General features: G+C 60.8%; 15 protein-coding genes. 9 read left to right on the top strand and 6 right to left on the bottom strand.

Going from position 1 to position 16860, the window contains the following annotated elements; translation table 11 throughout:
• On the top strand, positions 1-249 hold a 249-nt coding region (locus GSQ93_RS18205), incomplete at its 5' end, for a FimD/PapC C-terminal domain-containing protein (RefSeq protein WP_158937063.1).
• Between the two features lie 248 nt (positions 250-497).
• Here GSQ93_RS18205 and GSQ93_RS18200 read toward each other — a convergent pair.
• The gene (locus GSQ93_RS18200) at positions 498-1367 is read right to left on the bottom strand and encodes a LysR family transcriptional regulator (protein WP_158937062.1); all 870 of its coding nucleotides are present in this window, start codon (positions 1365-1367) and stop codon (positions 498-500) included.
• A gap of 283 nt (positions 1368-1650) precedes the next feature.
• Between GSQ93_RS18200 and GSQ93_RS18195 the strand changes: the two genes are divergently transcribed.
• Positions 1651-4023, top strand: coding sequence for a GNAT family N-acetyltransferase (locus tag GSQ93_RS18195; RefSeq protein ID WP_158937061.1), 2373 nt, complete (start codon positions 1651-1653; stop codon positions 4021-4023).
• A gap of 130 nt (positions 4024-4153) precedes the next feature.
• On the opposite strand, the gene GSQ93_RS18190 is transcribed toward GSQ93_RS18195, so the two are convergent.
• Both GSQ93_RS18190 and GSQ93_RS18185 read right to left on the bottom strand, forming a co-directional pair.
• The gene (locus tag GSQ93_RS18190) at positions 4154-4699 is read right to left on the bottom strand and encodes a hypothetical protein (RefSeq protein WP_158937060.1); all 546 of its coding nucleotides are present in this window, start codon (positions 4697-4699) and stop codon (positions 4154-4156) included.
• 255 nt (positions 4700-4954) lie between these two features.
• Complete coding sequence (locus GSQ93_RS18185) at positions 4955-5776, bottom strand: IclR family transcriptional regulator (protein ID WP_158937059.1); 822 nt, start codon at positions 5774-5776, stop codon at positions 4955-4957.
• 213 nt (positions 5777-5989) lie between these two features.
• Here GSQ93_RS18185 and GSQ93_RS18180 point away from each other — a divergent pair, with 213 nt between their 5' ends.
• The 5 genes from GSQ93_RS18180 (at position 5990) to GSQ93_RS18160 (ending at position 10925) form a co-directional block, all read left to right on the top strand.
• Complete coding sequence (locus GSQ93_RS18180) at positions 5990-6328, top strand: UxaA family hydrolase (RefSeq protein WP_158937058.1); 339 nt, start codon at positions 5990-5992, stop codon at positions 6326-6328.
• A gap of 4 nt (positions 6329-6332) precedes the next feature.
• The gene (locus GSQ93_RS18175; RefSeq protein ID WP_158937057.1) at positions 6333-7631 is read left to right on the top strand and encodes a UxaA family hydrolase; all 1299 of its coding nucleotides are present in this window, start codon (positions 6333-6335) and stop codon (positions 7629-7631) included.
• 63 nt (positions 7632-7694) lie between these two features.
• The gene (locus GSQ93_RS18170; RefSeq protein ID WP_158937056.1) at positions 7695-8810 is read left to right on the top strand and encodes an aldo/keto reductase; all 1116 of its coding nucleotides are present in this window, start codon (positions 7695-7697) and stop codon (positions 8808-8810) included.
• Positions 8807-9649, top strand: coding sequence for an amidohydrolase (locus GSQ93_RS18165; protein WP_158937055.1), 843 nt, complete (start codon positions 8807-8809; stop codon positions 9647-9649). The genes GSQ93_RS18170 and GSQ93_RS18165 overlap by 4 nt, the downstream gene beginning before the upstream one ends.
• Positions 9650-10076: 427 nt before the next feature.
• A complete protein-coding gene (locus tag GSQ93_RS18160; protein ID WP_158937054.1) occupies positions 10077-10925 on the top strand; it encodes an ureidoglycolate lyase in 849 nt (282 codons plus the stop codon).
• A gap of 416 nt (positions 10926-11341) precedes the next feature.
• On the opposite strand, the gene GSQ93_RS18155 is transcribed toward GSQ93_RS18160, so the two are convergent.
• Both GSQ93_RS18155 and GSQ93_RS18150 read right to left on the bottom strand, forming a co-directional pair.
• Positions 11342-11785: a PaaI family thioesterase gene (locus GSQ93_RS18155; protein WP_158937053.1), complete on the bottom strand. Its 444-nt coding sequence runs from the start codon at positions 11783-11785 to the stop codon at positions 11342-11344.
• 294 nt (positions 11786-12079) lie between these two features.
• Entirely contained in the window at positions 12080-13201 is a 1122-nt protein-coding gene (locus GSQ93_RS18150) for an AGE family epimerase/isomerase (RefSeq protein ID WP_158937052.1), read from the bottom strand.
• A gap of 212 nt (positions 13202-13413) precedes the next feature.
• Between GSQ93_RS18150 and GSQ93_RS18145 the strand changes: the two genes are divergently transcribed.
• Complete coding sequence (locus GSQ93_RS18145; protein ID WP_158937051.1) at positions 13414-14097, top strand: MgtC/SapB family protein; 684 nt, start codon at positions 13414-13416, stop codon at positions 14095-14097.
• 163 nt (positions 14098-14260) lie between these two features.
• Entirely contained in the window at positions 14261-15622 is a 1362-nt protein-coding gene (locus GSQ93_RS18140; RefSeq protein ID WP_158937050.1) for a hypothetical protein, read from the top strand.
• Between the two features lie 201 nt (positions 15623-15823).
• On the opposite strand, the gene GSQ93_RS18135 is transcribed toward GSQ93_RS18140, so the two are convergent.
• On the bottom strand, positions 15824-16735 hold the full coding sequence (locus tag GSQ93_RS18135; RefSeq protein ID WP_158937049.1) for a LysR family transcriptional regulator: 912 nt from the start codon (positions 16733-16735) through the stop codon (positions 15824-15826).
• Between the last annotated feature and the right edge of the window lie 125 nt (positions 16736-16860).

Below are 16860 nucleotides of genomic sequence, written 5' to 3'. Positions count from 1 at the left end.
GGCAAGAGCGTGGGTGTGGTCGGTCAGGACAGCAGAATATTTGCGCGCGGTCTTGAGGATCAGGGCGCGCTGACGGTGAAGTGGGGCAATGGCCCGGTCGAACAATGCCGGATTTCTTATACGCTGCCGAAGAAAGATGCGAAGGCGTATAACCCCGGGTATTTGTCGCTGCAGTCGCATTGCGTGCCGGGCAGTGAGATGCAGGCGGGTGTGACCCATGCAGCGATGCCGGCGACTGTTGCACGTTGAGTCTGGGTCGGCCGACGTTTGAACAGATGGGCGAAACACAATGACTCGAATCATTCGCCAACTCTGCCGAATGCGCATGGCTGTTCTGCTCATCTGCGTGAAGTAGTGTCCGGAGCACCTGCAGCGCGTTGGCACATGCAAAAGCAAGCTTCCCCATTTTATATCGGCAGGCATCCAATGGGACCCTGTTGCCGCTTGAGTCCCCAAAGCACTTCACTCGCAAGTCGAGATTAAGTCGAGACGGCCAATCAAACGGGCAGGGCAGCTTCATGGCGCAACCAGTCAGCGAAGCCGGTTACGGTGCTGGCGTCGCGGTGCGCTTCTGGCACGTCCAGCCAATATCCGAATGGTCCGCTGATCTCAACATCCGACATCCTCACCAAAGCACCCTCGGTCAATTCATCAGCAATCATGTTCAGATCCACAACGGCCAAGCCTACGCCACGTCGCGCCGCATGGATTGCCTGCTGCAGATTCGAAAATTCAATACCATTCTCGGCATAACGCGGCGGCAGTCCCGCTTTCGCCAGCCAATCCGGCCAGAGGTTCAGCCGCACGTCCTCGTGCAGCACGTGAAGCGCGGGCAATTGATCCAGCAAGGTCTCGACCGGTGTGCCGGTGAAGGACGCCGATCCTACCAGCGCGTGCCGCTCTACGATCAGCAGTTCCGACCACCCATGCGCCGCAGCGTCGCGCCCGAAACGCACGCTGCAATGACACTCGTCGCTTTCCTGCGTACGAATAGAGAGGTCAACGTCCGGCAATTGCTCCGCTAGTGCGCCCAGCCGCGACGAAAACCACTGGGTGGCGAAGGTAGGCGGCAATGACACAATCAAACGCTTTCGCTCGACGGTTCCCGTCAGGTGACGCGTTCCGCGCTCGATCACGTCAAATGCCTCTGTCACCGACGGCATCAGCAACACACCCGCCTGCGTTAAGCGAATTCCTTTATGGTCGCGCTCGAAAAGCTTCACGCCCAGTGACTCTTCCAGTAGCCTGATCTGGCGGCTTACCGCTCCTTGTGTGACGCACAACGCTCGCGCCGCGCGATTGAAACTTAAATGACGCGCCGTTTCTTCGAAGAAACGCAACGCAATCAACGATGGAAGATGTCGCATAGTGATTCCTGACCGCCCAACCTTCTCGGTTTTTCTTGTGGCCGAGTAAACATGCCTCCTCTGCGAACCAGAATTGCTCCTGTCTCGCGTTTGATCAAATTACCTTGGTTCCCGATGCGAAACAATAGCCCGTTCGGTTGACGTTGAGCCAAAACGAATTCTCATATTGGGCATCAGGAAATGTAAGAACCGTTGTTGAAAAAGGCGAGACATAGGCCATCCGGTTAGTAGTTGAGGGCTCGCGAATCGCCTATGCTGGATAGATCTCATTGAAGGAGGCCGCATGACCGTACGTAACCTCGACGCGCTGTTTAACCCGAAGTCGATTGCCGTGATCGGGGCGTCGCTGCGTGCGGGCAGTATTGGCGAAATGGTCTGGTCGCGGCTCAGCGCCGCTAACTTCGCAGGCCCGGTCTGGGCGGTGAATCCCAAGCATCGTCAGTTGAATGGGGCCGGTGTTTTCGCGAGTATTGAAGATTTGCCCGACACGCCGACCGTGGCCGTGTTGTGCACTCCACCGTCCACCTGGCCGGAGGTTGTTGGCCAACTGGGGGCGCGTGGCACGCGGGCCGTGGTCATCATCGGGCAGGGCGGGGAGCCGGAGGGCAAGGACTGGACGGACCGAACGCTCGCGGCTGCGCGGCCGTTTTTGCTGCGCGTGGTCGGTCCGGCGAGTGTCGGCGTGATGACGCCAGCTATGGGGGCCGTACTGGGTGCGCCGTCATGCGCCATTGCGGCGGGCGGGGTAGCGTGGGTATCGGCGTCGAACGCGTTGACCAACGGTGTGATGGGCTGGGCGAACGCGCGTGGCCTGGGTTTTTCGCGAGTGATCGCGCTGGGCGACGAAGCGGACGTCGACGTGGGCGATATCCTCGATTTCCTCGCAAGCGATTCACGGACGCGCGCGATCCTGATGGCCATCGAATCGGTGCGAATGGCGCGCAAATTCATGTCGGCGGCGCGAGCGGCGGCGCGCAACAAGCCCGTGCTGGTTTTACGCACAGGGCACGACGATCCTTTCGATGCGCTTTACAGCGCCGCTTTCCGGCGCGCCGGCCTGGTACGGGTGGACTCGCTCGACGACCTGCTCGATGAAATAGAGACCCTTGGCGTAGGCCGTGTGGCCGCCAGCGACCGGGCGACCGTCATTACCAGCGATCGCGGCGTGGCTGCGCTCGCTGCCGACGCGTTCGCCGCGGCCGGCGATGCGCTCGCGCTCTGGCCCGAGGCCGCGCGCGTGTCAGTCGCCGCCGTGCTACCGCACGCGCGTCTGGAAAACCCGCTGCAACTCGGAGACACCGCAACTGCCGCGGACTTTGGCGCGGCGCTCGAAGCGCTGGCACCGCATCGCGAGACCGGGACGGCATTCGTGGTCCACGCGCCAACACACACCGCGCCCGTCGCGGAAGTGGCGCGCGTGCTGATCGAGCAGCAAAGCCACGCGTATCGCGGTTTGCTCGCTTGCTTTTTCGGTTGCGTGGACCAGGCCACGCGCGACGCGTTGCATGCCCACGGCATCCCCGTCCATACCACGCCTCAACGGCTGGCGCGCGGTTTCGCACGGCTGGTGGATTATCGGCAGGGGCGCGAACTGTTGATGCAGACACCCGATGGGCCGCGTCCTCAGACCCTGGTCGCGCTGGACAGCGCACAGGCTCAGGTCATGGCCGCATTGACGGCGGGCGTTGCGGAACTGGACGGCGAGCGGGCGTCGCGCGTGCTGGCGCAATTTGGCATTGTCGTGAAGGCGGGGTCGGCCGGTCCACGCAGCATGGATGCCATTGAAATTGATGTTCGCTTGCTAAACCATCGCGTGTTCGGACCGGTGTTCGAGTTCAAGGCAGTTGGCGCGCTTGGTTTGCCGGACGCGTTGCACGAATTTTCGTTTCCGCCGCTGAACCCGGTGTTGGCGCGTGACCTCGTGATGCGTTCGCCGAGGGCGCGCGAACTCCCGGCGGAGAATTTGCTGGTTGCGCTGACGGCTTTGTCGCAGGCTGTCTGCGAGATCGAGCAGATTGTCGCGTTGAGGTTGACGGTGCGCGTGACCCGCCAGGCGGTCGTGGTGTATGAACCCCATCTGACGCTGGCCGCGCATCGCACGCCGCTCGCCATACAACCGTATCCGCGGCAACTGGAGGAGACACTCGACTGGAGCGGCTTGCTCATCACCGTGCGGCCGATCCGTCCCGACGACGAAGCCGCCCACAGCGCTTTCGTTGCCGCGATGACGCCGGACGATCTGCGTCTGCGGTTCTTCAGTTCCGTGCGCAGTTTCGATCACTCTCAACTCGCCCGGATGACGCAGATCGACTATGACCGCGAGATGGCGTTTATCGCCGTCACGGGTGAACACGATGCTATCGAGACGTTGGGGGTGGCGCGCGCTATTGCCGATCCGGATAACGAGACGGCCGAGTTCGCGGTCGCGGTGCGCTCGGATCTGAAGGGCAGGCGGCTGGGACTCTTGCTGTTGACCCGGATCATCGCGTATTGCCGGTCGCGCGGGACACGCTGGCTGATCGGCGAGGCGTTGCGCGAGAACACTGGCATGATCGGACTCGCGCGCCGTTTAGGATTCGAGATAACGGCCACGGAGGATCCGGGCGTGACCGGTTTCAGGATGCGGTTGGCCGAAGTTGGCGCAGAAGTAGGCTGAGAGGCCGTCTGAGAAGCCAGCGTGCAGCCGTCATGAAAGCTATGAAGACCAGTGCAGCTGAGGAACGCGGGCATCGGGCCGCCGCGGTGAGCGGCCGCACTATGCTTGCCCGCGACCGTCGCTCTACGAATCAGGCAGGGAGCTTTGCGAGCGCTTCGTCGACCTGTGCGCGCGACACGGCCAGTTCGTCCAGCCACGCATCGGCATAAGTGCTGTTGGTTTCACGTTCCAGACGCGCGATCGTCGCCGCGCAACGCGTCGCGTCCTTAGGCGTAGCAATAAACGCTTTAACCGATGCGCCCGACGTGAACGCTTCGAACAACGGAACGCGAATGTCATCCGGCAGGGCGCGCGTGGTCCATTGATACGGCTTGCCGTTGAACGACAGCTGCGGCGGCAGCACGCGCTCTTTCTTCGCTGCGGGAATCAGGCCGAAATTGCGCGCGGCATCGGCGATCTGGTCGGCTGTAAAGAGTTCGTCCGCGCTAATGTCGAACTGGGTGATAAACGTTTCGATCGACTGCATCGCGGCCGCGCGGTCGTCGCGCTTTTGCTGCGCGCGAGCGACGATATCGCGCAGCTCGTCCGCTTCCTCGCTCGTGATCGTGAAGCTGGACTGCTTTTGCTGAAGTTCGGAGAAGCGCTGAAATTCGGGATCGGAGAGGAGTTTCGCCATTGCCTTGCGTAGAAAAAGACGCGAAACGTCGCTTGGAGCCACGTTTCGCTTTTTGAGAGGGTCGCCATTCTAACGCGTCGCGCGGATCTGGAACCTGGCGAATCCGCGAACTGGATCTCCCTAACTAAGCGAACCGGCTCTTGCCGCCGGATCTTCCCAGCGAACTTGACCGCCGAATCTACTCGCCGAATCTACCTCTACCCGCCGTGCCGCTGTGCCCGTTGTGCCTGCCGTGCCTGCCACCCTCGTGCGCTCCTAAGCCGCGCTCGAATCCTGCGAATCGCCAAACTCCGCATCCGGCTCGCGAAACATCGACAGCGCCGCCGCCGCTTCACCCAGCAACGCACTGACCTCGCCGATGGACGGCGCCACGTATTCGTCGATACGCCTGAGATACGGGCACGTCAGCGTCGCAATCGCCTGGCCCGACGGCCCTAGCAGCGGAAAACTCACGTCCATCACGCCGAAGGTCTGCTGACTCTCCTTATGCAGAAAACCGTCCACGCGGATCTGCGTGTACGCATTTTCCAGCGCGAGAGGATCGAGCGCGGACTCACCCTTTACACGCGTGTGCTCGGTCAGCATGTGCGCGCGTTGTTCCGGGCTCTGAAACGCAAGGATCACACGGCCTGAACCGGTATCGATCAACCCGACCCGCGCGCCGAGCCGCACTGAAATCCCCCATGTTCCCGGCCCGTCGACCTGCGCGATCACAAGCAGATTGCCCCGGTCATAGGCGGCCAGATGACACGACTGCTCCGCGCGATCGGCGAAACGCTGCATGACCGGCAAGGCTTCCGCGATCAGGCGGTTCATCGGCGGGTGCCGATGCGCGAGCGCGTACAACTTCAGGCTCAACGAATAGCGGTCGCCCGCTGGCGAGCGCACCACGTATTGCCGTGCGACCAGCCGCTCGAGCATCCGATACATCTCGCTTGCGTTGCGCCCGAGCGATTTCGTGATCTCGGCGCGCGTGAGTCCATCCTTTTGCTCGGCGAGCAGTTCGAGGATATCCAGACCTTTATCCAGCGCGGGCGCGCGGTAGCGGTCGGCGTCGGTGGGATCGTCTGCCTGCATGATGGCCTTCAGTTAGGTCGCTAAAAACTAGATGCTAAGGGAAAACACGGACCGTTCAACGCCGCACTTAGCTTGACTTCGACTTGTCCGCATATGAATAATACGTTCACTGATGAATGATTGTACTGATGCAAACCCGCGGCAATGCTCCCATGACCGCTCGAATGCCAGTCGAATGTCGCTCGAATCTTGTTCGTTCTCAAGGAAGTTTCTGTGCAGCAAGTTCCTCACACGCCCACTGACGCCCGGCTCATTCTTCAAAGCCCGCAGGACAATTGCCTGATAGCGGGCGCTCGTTTGGAGGCGGGGGAGCGCGTGGAGATCGAAGGGGAGTTCGTCACGCTGGCGAAGACCATCGAGCTTGGGCACAAAGTCGCGCGCCGCGCGTTGCGGACCGATGAAAAAGTGCTTCGGTATGGCGCGATCATTGGCCATGTGACGTCGGACGTTCAGCCCGGCGAGCATCTGCATACGCACAATCTCGAGAGCGACTATCTCCCGACCTATACCCACGACGCCGGCCATGCGTTCGTGGATCACCGGGACCGGTAAGCCAATGACTGCCACCACCACTCCGCCGCTTCAAGGATTCCTGCGTGCCGATGGGCGCAAGGGCATTCGCAATGTAATCGCGGTTGCGTATCTCGTCGAATGCGCGCATCACGTGGCGAGGGAAATCGTCACGCAGTTTCGTCCGGCGTTCGACGCCTTCGATGACCCCGCTGCCGATCGCGAACCGCCCGTGCACCTGATCGGCTTTCCGGGCTGCTACCCGAACGGCTATGCCGAAAAGATGATGGAGCGGCTGACCACGCACCCGAATGTGGGCGCGGTCCTGTTCGTCTCGCTCGGCTGCGAGAGCATGAACAAGCACTATCTGGTCGATGCCGTGCGCGCGAGTGGCCGTCCGGCCGAGGTTCTGACGATCCAGGAAAAAGGCGGGACGCGCAGCACGATCCAGAATGGCATCGACTGGATTCGCGATGTGCGCGCGACGCTCGCGCAGCAACCGAAAGTCCCCATGGGGCTCGACGAATTGATCGTCGGCACGATTTGCGGCGGCTCGGACGGCACCAGCGGCATTACGGCAAATCCCGCTGTGGGGCGCGCCTTCGATGCGCTGATCGACGCCGGCGCCGCGTGTATTTTCGAGGAAACCGGCGAGCTGGTCGGCTGCGAATTCCATATGGAAAGCCGTGCCACGCGGCCGGAACTGGGCCGTGAAATTGTCGCGTGCGTGGACAAGGCCGCGCGCTATTACTCCATCATGGGACACGGTTCGTTCGCGGTCGGCAACGCGGATGGGGGCCTTACCACGCAGGAAGAAAAGTCACTCGGCGCGTACGCGAAAAGCGGTGCATCGCCCATTGTGGGGATCGTCAAGCCGGGTGACATTCCGCCCGTCGGTGGTTTGTATCTGCTCGATGTCGTTCCCGACGGCGAACCGCGTTTCGGCTTTCCGAACATCAGCGACAACGCGGAAATTGGCGAACTGATCGCTTGCGGAGCGCACGTGATCCTGTTCACGACCGGACGCGGTTCGGTGGTCGGCTCGGCCATTTCGCCTGTTATCAAGGTGTGCGCGAACCCGGCGACTTATCGAAATCTTTCCGGCGATATGGACGTGGACGCGGGCCGCATCCTGGAAGGACGTGCGACGCTGGACGAAGTCGGCCGCGAAGTATTCGATGCCACCGTGAGCGTGGCGGCCGGTGCCCCGTCCAAGTCGGAATCGCTGGGCCATCAGGAGTTCATCCTGACCTACAAGAGCTTTGATCCGGTTGGCCCGGCGTGTCTGCCTGCGAGCGCGACGCCGCGGCATGCGGTATCGATCACGTCGATTACGTCGGTTTGAACCTGACTTATTAGCCCAACTCATCTGCCGAACTCATCAGCCGAACGCACTGGATCGAACGCAATGAAGCCAATCACTGGAAATCCCGTTGTGAAAAAGCGCAAGGTGGGCAAGACCTCGCTGGAGGTCACGGCGTTGTCGCTGGGTACGGCACCGCTGGGCGGCCTGTATCACGATCTTTCCGAGGCAGACGCGCAATCGACGGTAGACGCCGCGTGGCAAAGCGGTATCCGTTTCTTCGATACCGCTCCGCACTACGGCCACACGAAAGCCGAACACCGGTTAGGCGACGCGTTGCGCCAGTACCCACGCGAAGACTATGTGTTGTCGACCAAGGTGGGCCGGCGCTTTGTTCCGCGCACCACGCCGTACGACGGCAGCGAAAGCTGGTCGGATCCGCTGCCGTTCCAGGCGACCTTCGACTACACCTACGACGGCATTCTTCGATCTTTCGAAGACAGCCAGCAGCGCATGGGTGTTGTCGATATCGACATTGTGCTGATCCACGATATTGGCCGCGTCACGCATGGCGCAAACAACGCGCGCTATTGGCGGCAACTAACCGACGAAGGTGGTTTCCGGGCGCTAGATGAACTGCGCAAATCGCGCGGCGTGAAAGCCGTCGGACTAGGAGTCAACGAAGGCGCTGCAATCCTGGAGGTGATGGCGGAGTTCAACATCGATTGTGCGTTGCTGGCGGGACGCTACACGTTGCTGGAGCAAGCGGTGCTTGATGACCTGTTGCCGGAATGCGAGAAGCGCGGCGTCAGCATCCTGGCGGGCGGCGCGTTCAATTCGGGCATTCTCGCGCGAGGACTAACGTCCGATACAGCGCCGAAGGCGGACAACCAAAAGTTCAACTACGGCGACGCGCCGCCGGCGATTATCGAACGTGTCGATGCGCTGGAACGAATTTGTCGTGCCCACGGCGTTGCTTTGTCGAGCGCGGCCCTGCAATTTCCTTATGCGCATAAAGTTGTGGCCACGGTCCTGATGGGCGCACGAAATCCAGCGGAAGTCCGTTTGAACGCGGCTTCCTTCGCTGATCCGATTCCTGACGCTTTGTGGGACGCGTTGCAAGCGGCCGGTCTATTGCATCGTGACGCGCCTGTGCCACGTGCTGATCAATCAGGCGCTGATCAAACAGGCATCGGTCACACCGATACAAGAAAACCATGAGCGCTGAACTGATCGATGCGCATCAGCACTTCTGGGACCCCTCGCGTGGTGACTATGGCTGGTTGACGCCCGAGTTGCAGACCTTGTACCGCGTCTTCGGGCCCGCCGACCTTAAGCCTCTTCGTGAAGCCGCCCAGGTTGCGCGCACAGTGGTGGTTCAGGCGGCGCCGACTGTCGATGAAACGCGCTATCTACTCGATCTCGCTCGCGACGACGCGTCTATTGCCGGCATTGTTGGCTGGGTTCCGCTCGATGCACCGAACAGCGCTGAGCTGATCGACGAACTGGCGCGCGAACCCAAACTCAAAGCCGTGCGCCCGATGCTGCAGGACTTGCCCGATGACCGCTGGATCGAAAATCCTGCGTTGGCTCCGGCAATTCACGTGCTGATCAAAAACGATCTCGCCTTCGATGCATTGATATTTTCGCGCCATGTGCCTTCGTTAAAGGTGTTTGCAGCGCGTTTTCCTAATCTGCGAATCGTCGTCGATCATGGTGCGAAGCCGCAAATCAAGGATGGGCAGGCGGCTTGGCAAATTTGGGCGGACGGCATAGCAGAATTGGCCGCACTGCCACAACGGCTGGTTTGCAAACTTTCGGGTCTCGCGACGGAAGCCGCGCCCGGTTGGTCTGTTGTGACACTCAAGCCCTATGTCGATCATCTTCTCGATCATTTTGGACCTGAGCGGCTGATGTGGGGCAGCGACTGGCCGGTGCTGAATTTGAACGGCGACTACGCGCAGTGGTTTGACGCAGCGCGGCAATTGACGGCGCACCTTGACGCGTCCGCACAGCAGGCAATTTTCGGCGATACCGCGCGCGCGTTTTATCGGCTGTAAAAGTTGAGAAAAACGAATGAGGAATGAGCGCGGTATACCCGGAATTCCGCGACTGCAATTGCAACGAAAGCGGAGAATGGTAAAAAGACTGGCAAGATTGGTAACGCCGCTGTCCGGCATGCCTTGCCCTGTCGTGCTGGGGAGGGCAGCCACTTAACGCTGAGAGGCGTGCAACCTGCGTTCCGAGGCACGACGCAAGTGAAGCGCGAAGGCGGGGATCGGAACGAATCGCGTTGGTATCTATGTAACCTGCTCCGTAACCCGCAACCAATGAATCATCGTTCACGGCTGGCACGAATCGTTTAATTGGAAATTTGACCGAACGTGATCAAAAGCAAGCTCGCGCGATCTCACCTGTAAGAACGGACCGCTCAAACCGAACATCTCGAAACCGAATCAAAACCTGAAAACTGAAGGATCACTCACGATGAAACTGCTGCGCTATGGGCCGAAGGGTCAGGAAAAACCGGGTTTGCTGGATCAAAATGGCAAGATTCGCGATTTGTCGAAGGTAGTCGACGATATCGCTGGCGCAGCGCTATCCGATGCCACGCTGGTCAAGTTGCGCGCGCTCGATCCGGCCTCGCTGCCTGAAGTGCCGGGCGAACCGCGCATTGGCCCGTGCGTGGGAGCCGTGGGCAAGTTTGTCTGTATCGGACTGAATTACGCCGATCACGCGGCCGAATCGAATCTGCCCGTGCCGACAGAACCGGTGCTTTTCGGTAAGTGGACGAGCGCCATTTGCGGTCCGAACGACGACGTCGAAATTCCGCGCAACTCGAAGAAAACGGACTGGGAAGTCGAACTCGGCGTGGTGATCGGCAAGGAAGCCAAGTACGTCAGCGAGGCCGACGCGCTGGATTATGTCGCCGGATATTGCGTGATCAACGACGTCTCGGAACGTGAATGGCAACTCGAGCACGGCACGCAATGGGACAAGGGCAAGGGTTTCGATACCTTCGGCCCGATCGGTCCGTGGCTGGTCACGAAAGACGAAATCGCCGATCCGCAGCAACTCGATATGTGGCTCGAAGTAGATGGGCACCGTTATCAGAATGGCAGCACGAAGACGATGGTGTTCGGCGTCGCGGCGCTCGTGTCGTATTTGTCGAAGGTGATGAGCCTTCAACCTGGCGATGTCATTTCCACCGGCACGCCGCCGGGTGTGGGCATGGGCGTGAAGCCGTCGGCGGTCTACCTGAAGGCTGGACAGACCATGCGACTCGGTATCCAGGGCTTGGGCGAGCAACAACAACGCACGGTCGACGCGAAGTAAACCCTTTGAAGTAAGCGGCTTAAGTAAGTCGCTTAGAGCGACGCAACCAGCAAGCCGGCGAGCAAATTATCGCCGGGTCGGCAAGCTAAAAGGGTCGTTCCAACGTCAGTTGGAACGACCCTTTTTTACGCCAGCTTCAAGACAGCTGGATTGCCCGAAAGTGTCAACTATGTCCCCGGACAGTTGTCAGCCATGTCCCCGGTCTAAGCACTCCGGCCCGAGGGAGAGATCGTTGTCGTCGTTCGAGTAGTCGATGTATCAACGAACGTGGGCGGCTACGCCCTCCAAATGCGAATGTTTTCAGCGCGTTAACCTTTAAGCGCATAAAGCTGCGCCTCCACACTTTCGCCGCAAACCACCGCATTGGCGAAGGCGTGGAAAAAGCCTGTCAAACCATCGCACCCAACCCAGCCCAATCACTCGTTAAACGCCGGCTCAAGTTCCGCAGCCATCTCGCTGATCCGATGAATGGTTCCTTGCGCGACCGCCACGAGCCTTTCGGCGCCGCCATCGGTGACATACACGTCGCATTGGCAGGTCGCCTGCGTCATGCCGGCATAAACCACGCGCGCACGCGCCATCAACGTGCCGGAAACTGCCGGCCGCAAATAATTGATCTTGTATTCGCCCGTGACCACTTTCGGTCCCAGGCGCAATGCGCCGGCGAAGGTCAATGCGTTATCGACGAGATAACTCACTACGCCGCCGTGCACAAAACCGTGTTGTTGCCTGAGTTCGTCGCGGATGGTCAGACACAGCGTGAGACTCGAGGAGTCGACCTGCATGAGCTTCGTACCCAGCAAGGCGCTAAACGGCTGCGCATTCAATGCGCCCCGTGCGATATCGACAATTTCGGCCATTCGGACACTCCTACACTTGGTTTCGGTCCAGTCAGCGTGAGTCCCACAATCCGCATCGGGGCAGGAGCCTTCGTCGCGGTCCTGCACAAGACTGTAGGTAGCGTAGGGTCACTCCGCAAGGACGATCTCAAAATCGCGGACAAATTACCGGGTTTCTACGGGCTTTCTCCGTGATTTGAAACGAAAGCGCGCAAAGCGTCCCGCATCGCGCTAATTTTTCCAGCCGCAATAAAAAACGCCTCGCAGCATGGCGAGGCGTTCAAAGCGATAGCGCGGAGCGTCGAGTGCGCGGTGTCAGGGCAACGCGGCGTAGGCGGTGGCAAGGTGATAAGGCGTTGTCGACGGCAATTCTGGACGCATCAGCACGCCTTCTGCCGACTGGCTCTCGATCCACCCTTGCGGTCGAATAAAACGTCCGGCAAAACGCGCGATTTGCGCCGGCAATTGCACGCGCACGGACTCGTCCGCATGCGTTGCGAGGGCCCGCAGATATTCGGTCTGGGCCCAGATCCGCTGCGTCGAATCGATCACACCGCCCTGTTCGTTCAGCGACGCCGCCACGCCCCCGGTCACCGGATCAACGCCGAACTGTTGCACGAAATTGAATCCGCGGACTAGCGCCCGGTTTAGGCCCGCTGCATCGAAAGCGGGGTGTTGACTGGCTGCAGCGAGAAATAGCCACTCGAACTGGTGCCCCGGTTCCAGCCAGTTATTGGCGCTGCCAATCGTCAATTCGGCGATACAACCCGTTTCCTCGTGCACGAAAGCCCTGGCGAACGCGGCTGCAAGCTTTTCCAGCCGGCGATCGAAGAGAGGGTCCGCAGTCGTTTCACGCGCGGCGAGCCACGCTTCGGTCAGATGCATTAGCGGGTTTTGCAGCGGCGGCCCGAGCACGATGGAAAAATCTTCCGTCATCGCCGAACTGAACAAGCCGCCAACGCCGCTAATTGTCATCCGCCGTTCAATCACCGCCGACGTTTCTTCGAGCACCGCTAGCGCTTCCTTCGCGGCTGTCGCGCCGGCCCGTTTCGCATATTCCGCGCACGCAAAAATTACGAACGCATGCGTGTACAGGTCCTTGTGGCGCTCATGCGGCGCGCCGTTTGCGTCGACGCTATAGAACCAACCGCCGTTTTTCGTGTCCTGAAAATAGGTCCGAAGCGAAGTGAACAGCGTATCGGCGTGATCGATGTCGCCCGCTTGCGAGAACACGAATAGCTGGCGCGCGCAGGCCATGGCGCGATATCGCTGCGGCGGCAAGGGCGTGCGGCCGTCCTCGGCGACGGCCTCGAACGCCAGCCGCAAGGCGGTGTTGAAGCCGGGCCCACGCCAGATCGGCAGCACAACACGTTTATAGTGCGCACGAAGGGCGTCGGCGGTCGGGGGCGTTGCGGCGGTCAGATCTGGGTCGTGCATACGGCTTTATCAGTGTTGATTGCGCGCGGCGGCGTGCGTGGAACGTGTCCGGTGCGCCACCCGATGCGGGGCATCAAGGATAAATCAAAACACCTGCGCTTCGACACAACGATGGTTTATCCGCGTTGGCCGGGCCGGTGACTTTTATGCGCGCGCCCCGCGCCGTCATCCCATCATCCATCACACAACATCTATAAGGAGCAAATCCACTCATGTTAAGCAACGTAGAACTCATTTCCCGCCTGATTCTGGCCGCCGCGCTCGGCAGTGTGATCGGTTTCGAGCGCGAGCGGCTTTCATGGGCCGCGGGCCTGCGCACGCACATGCTGGTGTGCGTTGGTTCGACGCTGATCATGATGGTGTCGGCATTCGGTTTCTTCGATGTCCTCAGCCGCGATCATGTCGTGCTCGACCCGTCGCGGATCGCAGCGCAGGTCGTATCGGGCATCGGCTTTCTCGGCGCGGGCTCGATCTTGTTGCGCGGCGAGATCGTTCGCGGCCTCACGACAGCAGCGAGCCTTTGGTCCGTGGCGGCGATAGGGCTTGCGGTCGGCGGCGGTATGTACACGGCGTCTATCGCTGCAACGGTCATCATTCTGATCATCCTCGCTGGTATCAAGCCGCTGGAACGGCGTTTCATTACCGTTAAGCAGCGGCGCCAGTTGACCTTGCTCGTCGATCGCGGGACGTTGAATTTTCATGCGCTGCATGAGGCACTGGGCATCGGCAGCGTGCGTGTGAAGCAGTTCGTCGTGCAGCAAAGCGATGATTCCCCCGAGCTCGATGTCGTGCAGATCGAGCTTTCGCGGGTCTCGTCGAATGAATACGACGCGATCTGCAGGCGGCTGCGCGCGCTGGAAACCGTGCGGGAATTCAAGGAAGAGGGCTCGGCCTGAGACCGCGTGTGGCTGTCGTCCGGGCGCTCAAGCGTGCGACAATGCGGCCTCGAAAACCCATGCAGCCGCTTTTTCTGTTGCGAGGCGTCACGCCGGGCCGCTTCATCGGGCGTGTTTTTAGCCGCCCGGGGTCGCGTCTGGCCGCGCTGTCAATCATCGACTTATGCCAGATTCCGCCGTAAATCCTGCTCTTCAAGTTGCTGATGCCTTTGATCCCGCTGGTTCGCGCCGTACTGATAGTGCTTCTGCGTCCACTGCTAAATCTCCGTCTGCCGGCCGTCAGGGTGAATCGGATGCCGATGCCAAGCTCGCCCGCGCTGCGCGCTCGGCGCAGCGTCTCGCACTGCTGAGCCGGGCGCCCTACGGCGCGCCCACGCTCGATCTGTTCGCCGAAGACGCTGAGCGCGCCACGCTCCAGGCATTGAATACTGATATCCGTCAATCGTCGTTGCCCGGCTTCGAGTTGCCCGAGGTGTTCATGGCGGCCGTGCCGGGCGAGGATGGATCGTCCGGGGCGGTGCGGGCGTGGCGCAGCGGGGCGGTATGGGTGGATGGGTCGGCGGTGTCGGGTGTCGCCGTGCCGCGCGATGACTCGGCGGCGATGCAAGCGGACAGTCAGACGGCCGAGGCAGCCACGCTGGAACTCGCGTTCGACGATGTTATCGCGCCCCATGAGATGGTCGCCGGACCGATGCAGCCCGAGCCGCTGGACGAGGGTGGGGAGGGGGTTCCGGTCGTAGCGGCATCGGGTGACGGGAACGCGCAGGGTTCGAACAAGCGCGCTTCCGCGGCGCGTACCAGAGCTGCTGCGCGGAATGTGTCGACGACCGGGCCGTCGCCGGCCGCTGCGTTGTCGGAAGTCGAGACGGCGGAAGGTAAAAGCGAGCCGAGCGATGCCGTCACGAAAGTTCTGAACCGTTCGCCGGATGCGCCGCGCGTATCGAACGCATCGAGCGCCACCACGAAGCCGGCCACACCGCCGCCTCTTGGTAATGCCGCACGAGCCGCAGCAACTCCGCATCGCGAGCAGCCACAATCCCTGGCGGCAGCACTAATCGACGATGACCGCCGGACGCGCACGAGCGCCGCAAGCGCTTCAAGCTTCCCTCAAGCGCCTTCGCGCGAAACGTCAGAACTCGATACCGCCCGCGCGACCGCCTACGCGGACACCATCGACGCGTTGTATGCCGTGATCGCGGACCAGCGCGGCGCGGCAGCGGTCTTGTCGCGGCGAGTAAATACGGTCTTGATGATCGTGATCTGCGCGTTGCTCGTGACTGTCGCTGCGGCTGTGGTGCAGAGCAGCGCGCTGGCTCGCTTGACGCGTGAAAACACGGCACAGCAGCAGCGCATCGAGCAATTGCTGCTGGATCAGCAGGCCACGCTGGCGTCTTTCTTCGATACCGATTCCGCCACCGTCGAGGTTCCGAATCGGGGCAACGCAAACGTATCCGCTGCAAACCAGAATCCGAACTCCGTGCCGCAAAGCCGTGCTGCAAAGCGGGCTCAAAGCAAATCGCATTGATACCGAAAGCGCGCGTGGGCAATGCCACTGCGCGCAATCAAAGCGCAACAAAAAAGCGGCCTCGTCCAAGCGCTCTGCCACTCACTCGACTAATCCAATAATCGTGCTGCCAACGGCGTCGGCTTCGGCAGTAACGGCAACGCAACAAGCCGTTCCGCCATGCGTGACGATACCGTGCAACCTCCTTCCGTCTCCCCGCCCCTACCGAAACGCCTGCATCTGCGACGACATCAACTGCAGCATCTTGTTCGAAGCCACCGATAATTTCCGCCCCACACGCGTAACCAGATGCGCCTCGGCTTTCATCAGGATTGGATGATCGATCTCGATGGCGACGAGCGTGCCCGCGTTCACTTCCAGCGTCACGGCGAACGCAGGCAGGACCACCAGGCCAAGGCCCGACATCGCAAACTGCTTGAGGAGTCCAATTGAATTGGTAGTCACAACCGGTTCAAGGCGAATCTTCTCCGCGAACTCGACTGCCTGGAGCATCTGGCGGGTGCCATAGGTGGGATGGGTCGCCGCAATCGGGTAGGTGGCCAGCTCCTGCACGCTCATGGATTTCGCCTTGCTCGTGCGCGTGAAGTTCGGTTTGACGATCGCCATCATCGGTTGCCGCTTGATCGCGCGCGAAACAATTTTTGGATCGCCCGGCGGGTTGTAGACCAGCCCGATCTCACCTTCGTCCTCGGAGACTCGCCGCATCACGTCATTCGTGCTGCCCAGGTCCAGATTGAGCTTGATGCCGGGATATTGCTTGCAGAAATGCTGAATGGGACCGGCCAGTACATCCGACACAAAACCTTCGCCAAGGATCACGTTGACGTTCCCGGTTCGCAGTCCGCGCAGCTCCTGCAGCCGCGATATCAGGTCATCTTTATGCGCGAGTTGTTCGCGGAAATATTCGATCAGGTAGTGGCCGGCTTCCGTCGGTGTGACGCCGCGCGCGTGCCGCTCGATCAGCGCGACGTCGAGTTCCTTTTCGAGCAAGCCGATTTGCCGGCTGACCGCGGACGGCGCGACGTCGAGCCAGTCGGCGGCGGCGCGGATGGTCCCGCAACGAACCGCTTCGAAGAAATAGACGATTCTGCTTTCAGTCAGGTTGTCGGCCATTGCTCGGTCTCAGGGGTTTCCGCAATCTGAGCGTTCTAATAATTAGAACATTCTCAATATTGGCGCTGATTGATTATAGGGGCTCTCGCGCCGAAGATGACAACTCCATAACACGCTCGTTGACC

The organism is Burkholderia sp. S171, assembly GCF_009766085.1.
GTDB lineage: Bacteria > Pseudomonadota > Gammaproteobacteria > Burkholderiales > Burkholderiaceae > Caballeronia.
Note: the sequence above shows the minus strand (reverse complement) of the source record. Positions and strands in the feature narration are given on the sequence as shown.

Bases quoted from the DNA above. Each gene is read 5' to 3' on its own strand.
- GSQ93_RS18190 (WP_158937060.1), bottom strand. From the start codon at position 4,699: ATGGCGAAACTCCTCTCCGATCCCGAATTTCAGCGCTTCTCCGAACTT.
- GSQ93_RS18165 (WP_158937055.1), top strand. From the start codon at position 8,807: ATGAGCGCTGAACTGATCGATGCGCATCAGCACTTCTGGGACCCCTCG.
- GSQ93_RS18160 (WP_158937054.1), top strand. From the start codon at position 10,077: ATGAAACTGCTGCGCTATGGGCCGAAGGGTCAGGAAAAACCGGGTTTG.
- GSQ93_RS18145 (WP_158937051.1), top strand. From the start codon at position 13,414: ATGTTAAGCAACGTAGAACTCATTTCCCGCCTGATTCTGGCCGCCGCG.
- GSQ93_RS18140 (WP_158937050.1), top strand. From the start codon at position 14,261: ATGCCAGATTCCGCCGTAAATCCTGCTCTTCAAGTTGCTGATGCCTTT.
- GSQ93_RS18195 (WP_158937061.1), top strand. From the start codon at position 1,651: ATGACCGTACGTAACCTCGACGCGCTGTTTAACCCGAAGTCGATTGCC.
- GSQ93_RS18170 (WP_158937056.1), top strand. From the start codon at position 7,695: ATGAAGCCAATCACTGGAAATCCCGTTGTGAAAAAGCGCAAGGTGGGC.
- GSQ93_RS18150 (WP_158937052.1), bottom strand. From the start codon at position 13,201: ATGCACGACCCAGATCTGACCGCCGCAACGCCCCCGACCGCCGACGCC.
- GSQ93_RS18200 (WP_158937062.1), bottom strand. From the start codon at position 1,367: ATGCGACATCTTCCATCGTTGATTGCGTTGCGTTTCTTCGAAGAAACG.
- GSQ93_RS18185 (WP_158937059.1), bottom strand. From the start codon at position 5,776: ATGCAGGCAGACGATCCCACCGACGCCGACCGCTACCGCGCGCCCGCG.
- GSQ93_RS18135 (WP_158937049.1), bottom strand. From the start codon at position 16,735: ATGGCCGACAACCTGACTGAAAGCAGAATCGTCTATTTCTTCGAAGCG.
- GSQ93_RS18175 (WP_158937057.1), top strand. From the start codon at position 6,333: ATGACTGCCACCACCACTCCGCCGCTTCAAGGATTCCTGCGTGCCGAT.
- GSQ93_RS18155 (WP_158937053.1), bottom strand. From the start codon at position 11,785: ATGGCCGAAATTGTCGATATCGCACGGGGCGCATTGAATGCGCAGCCG.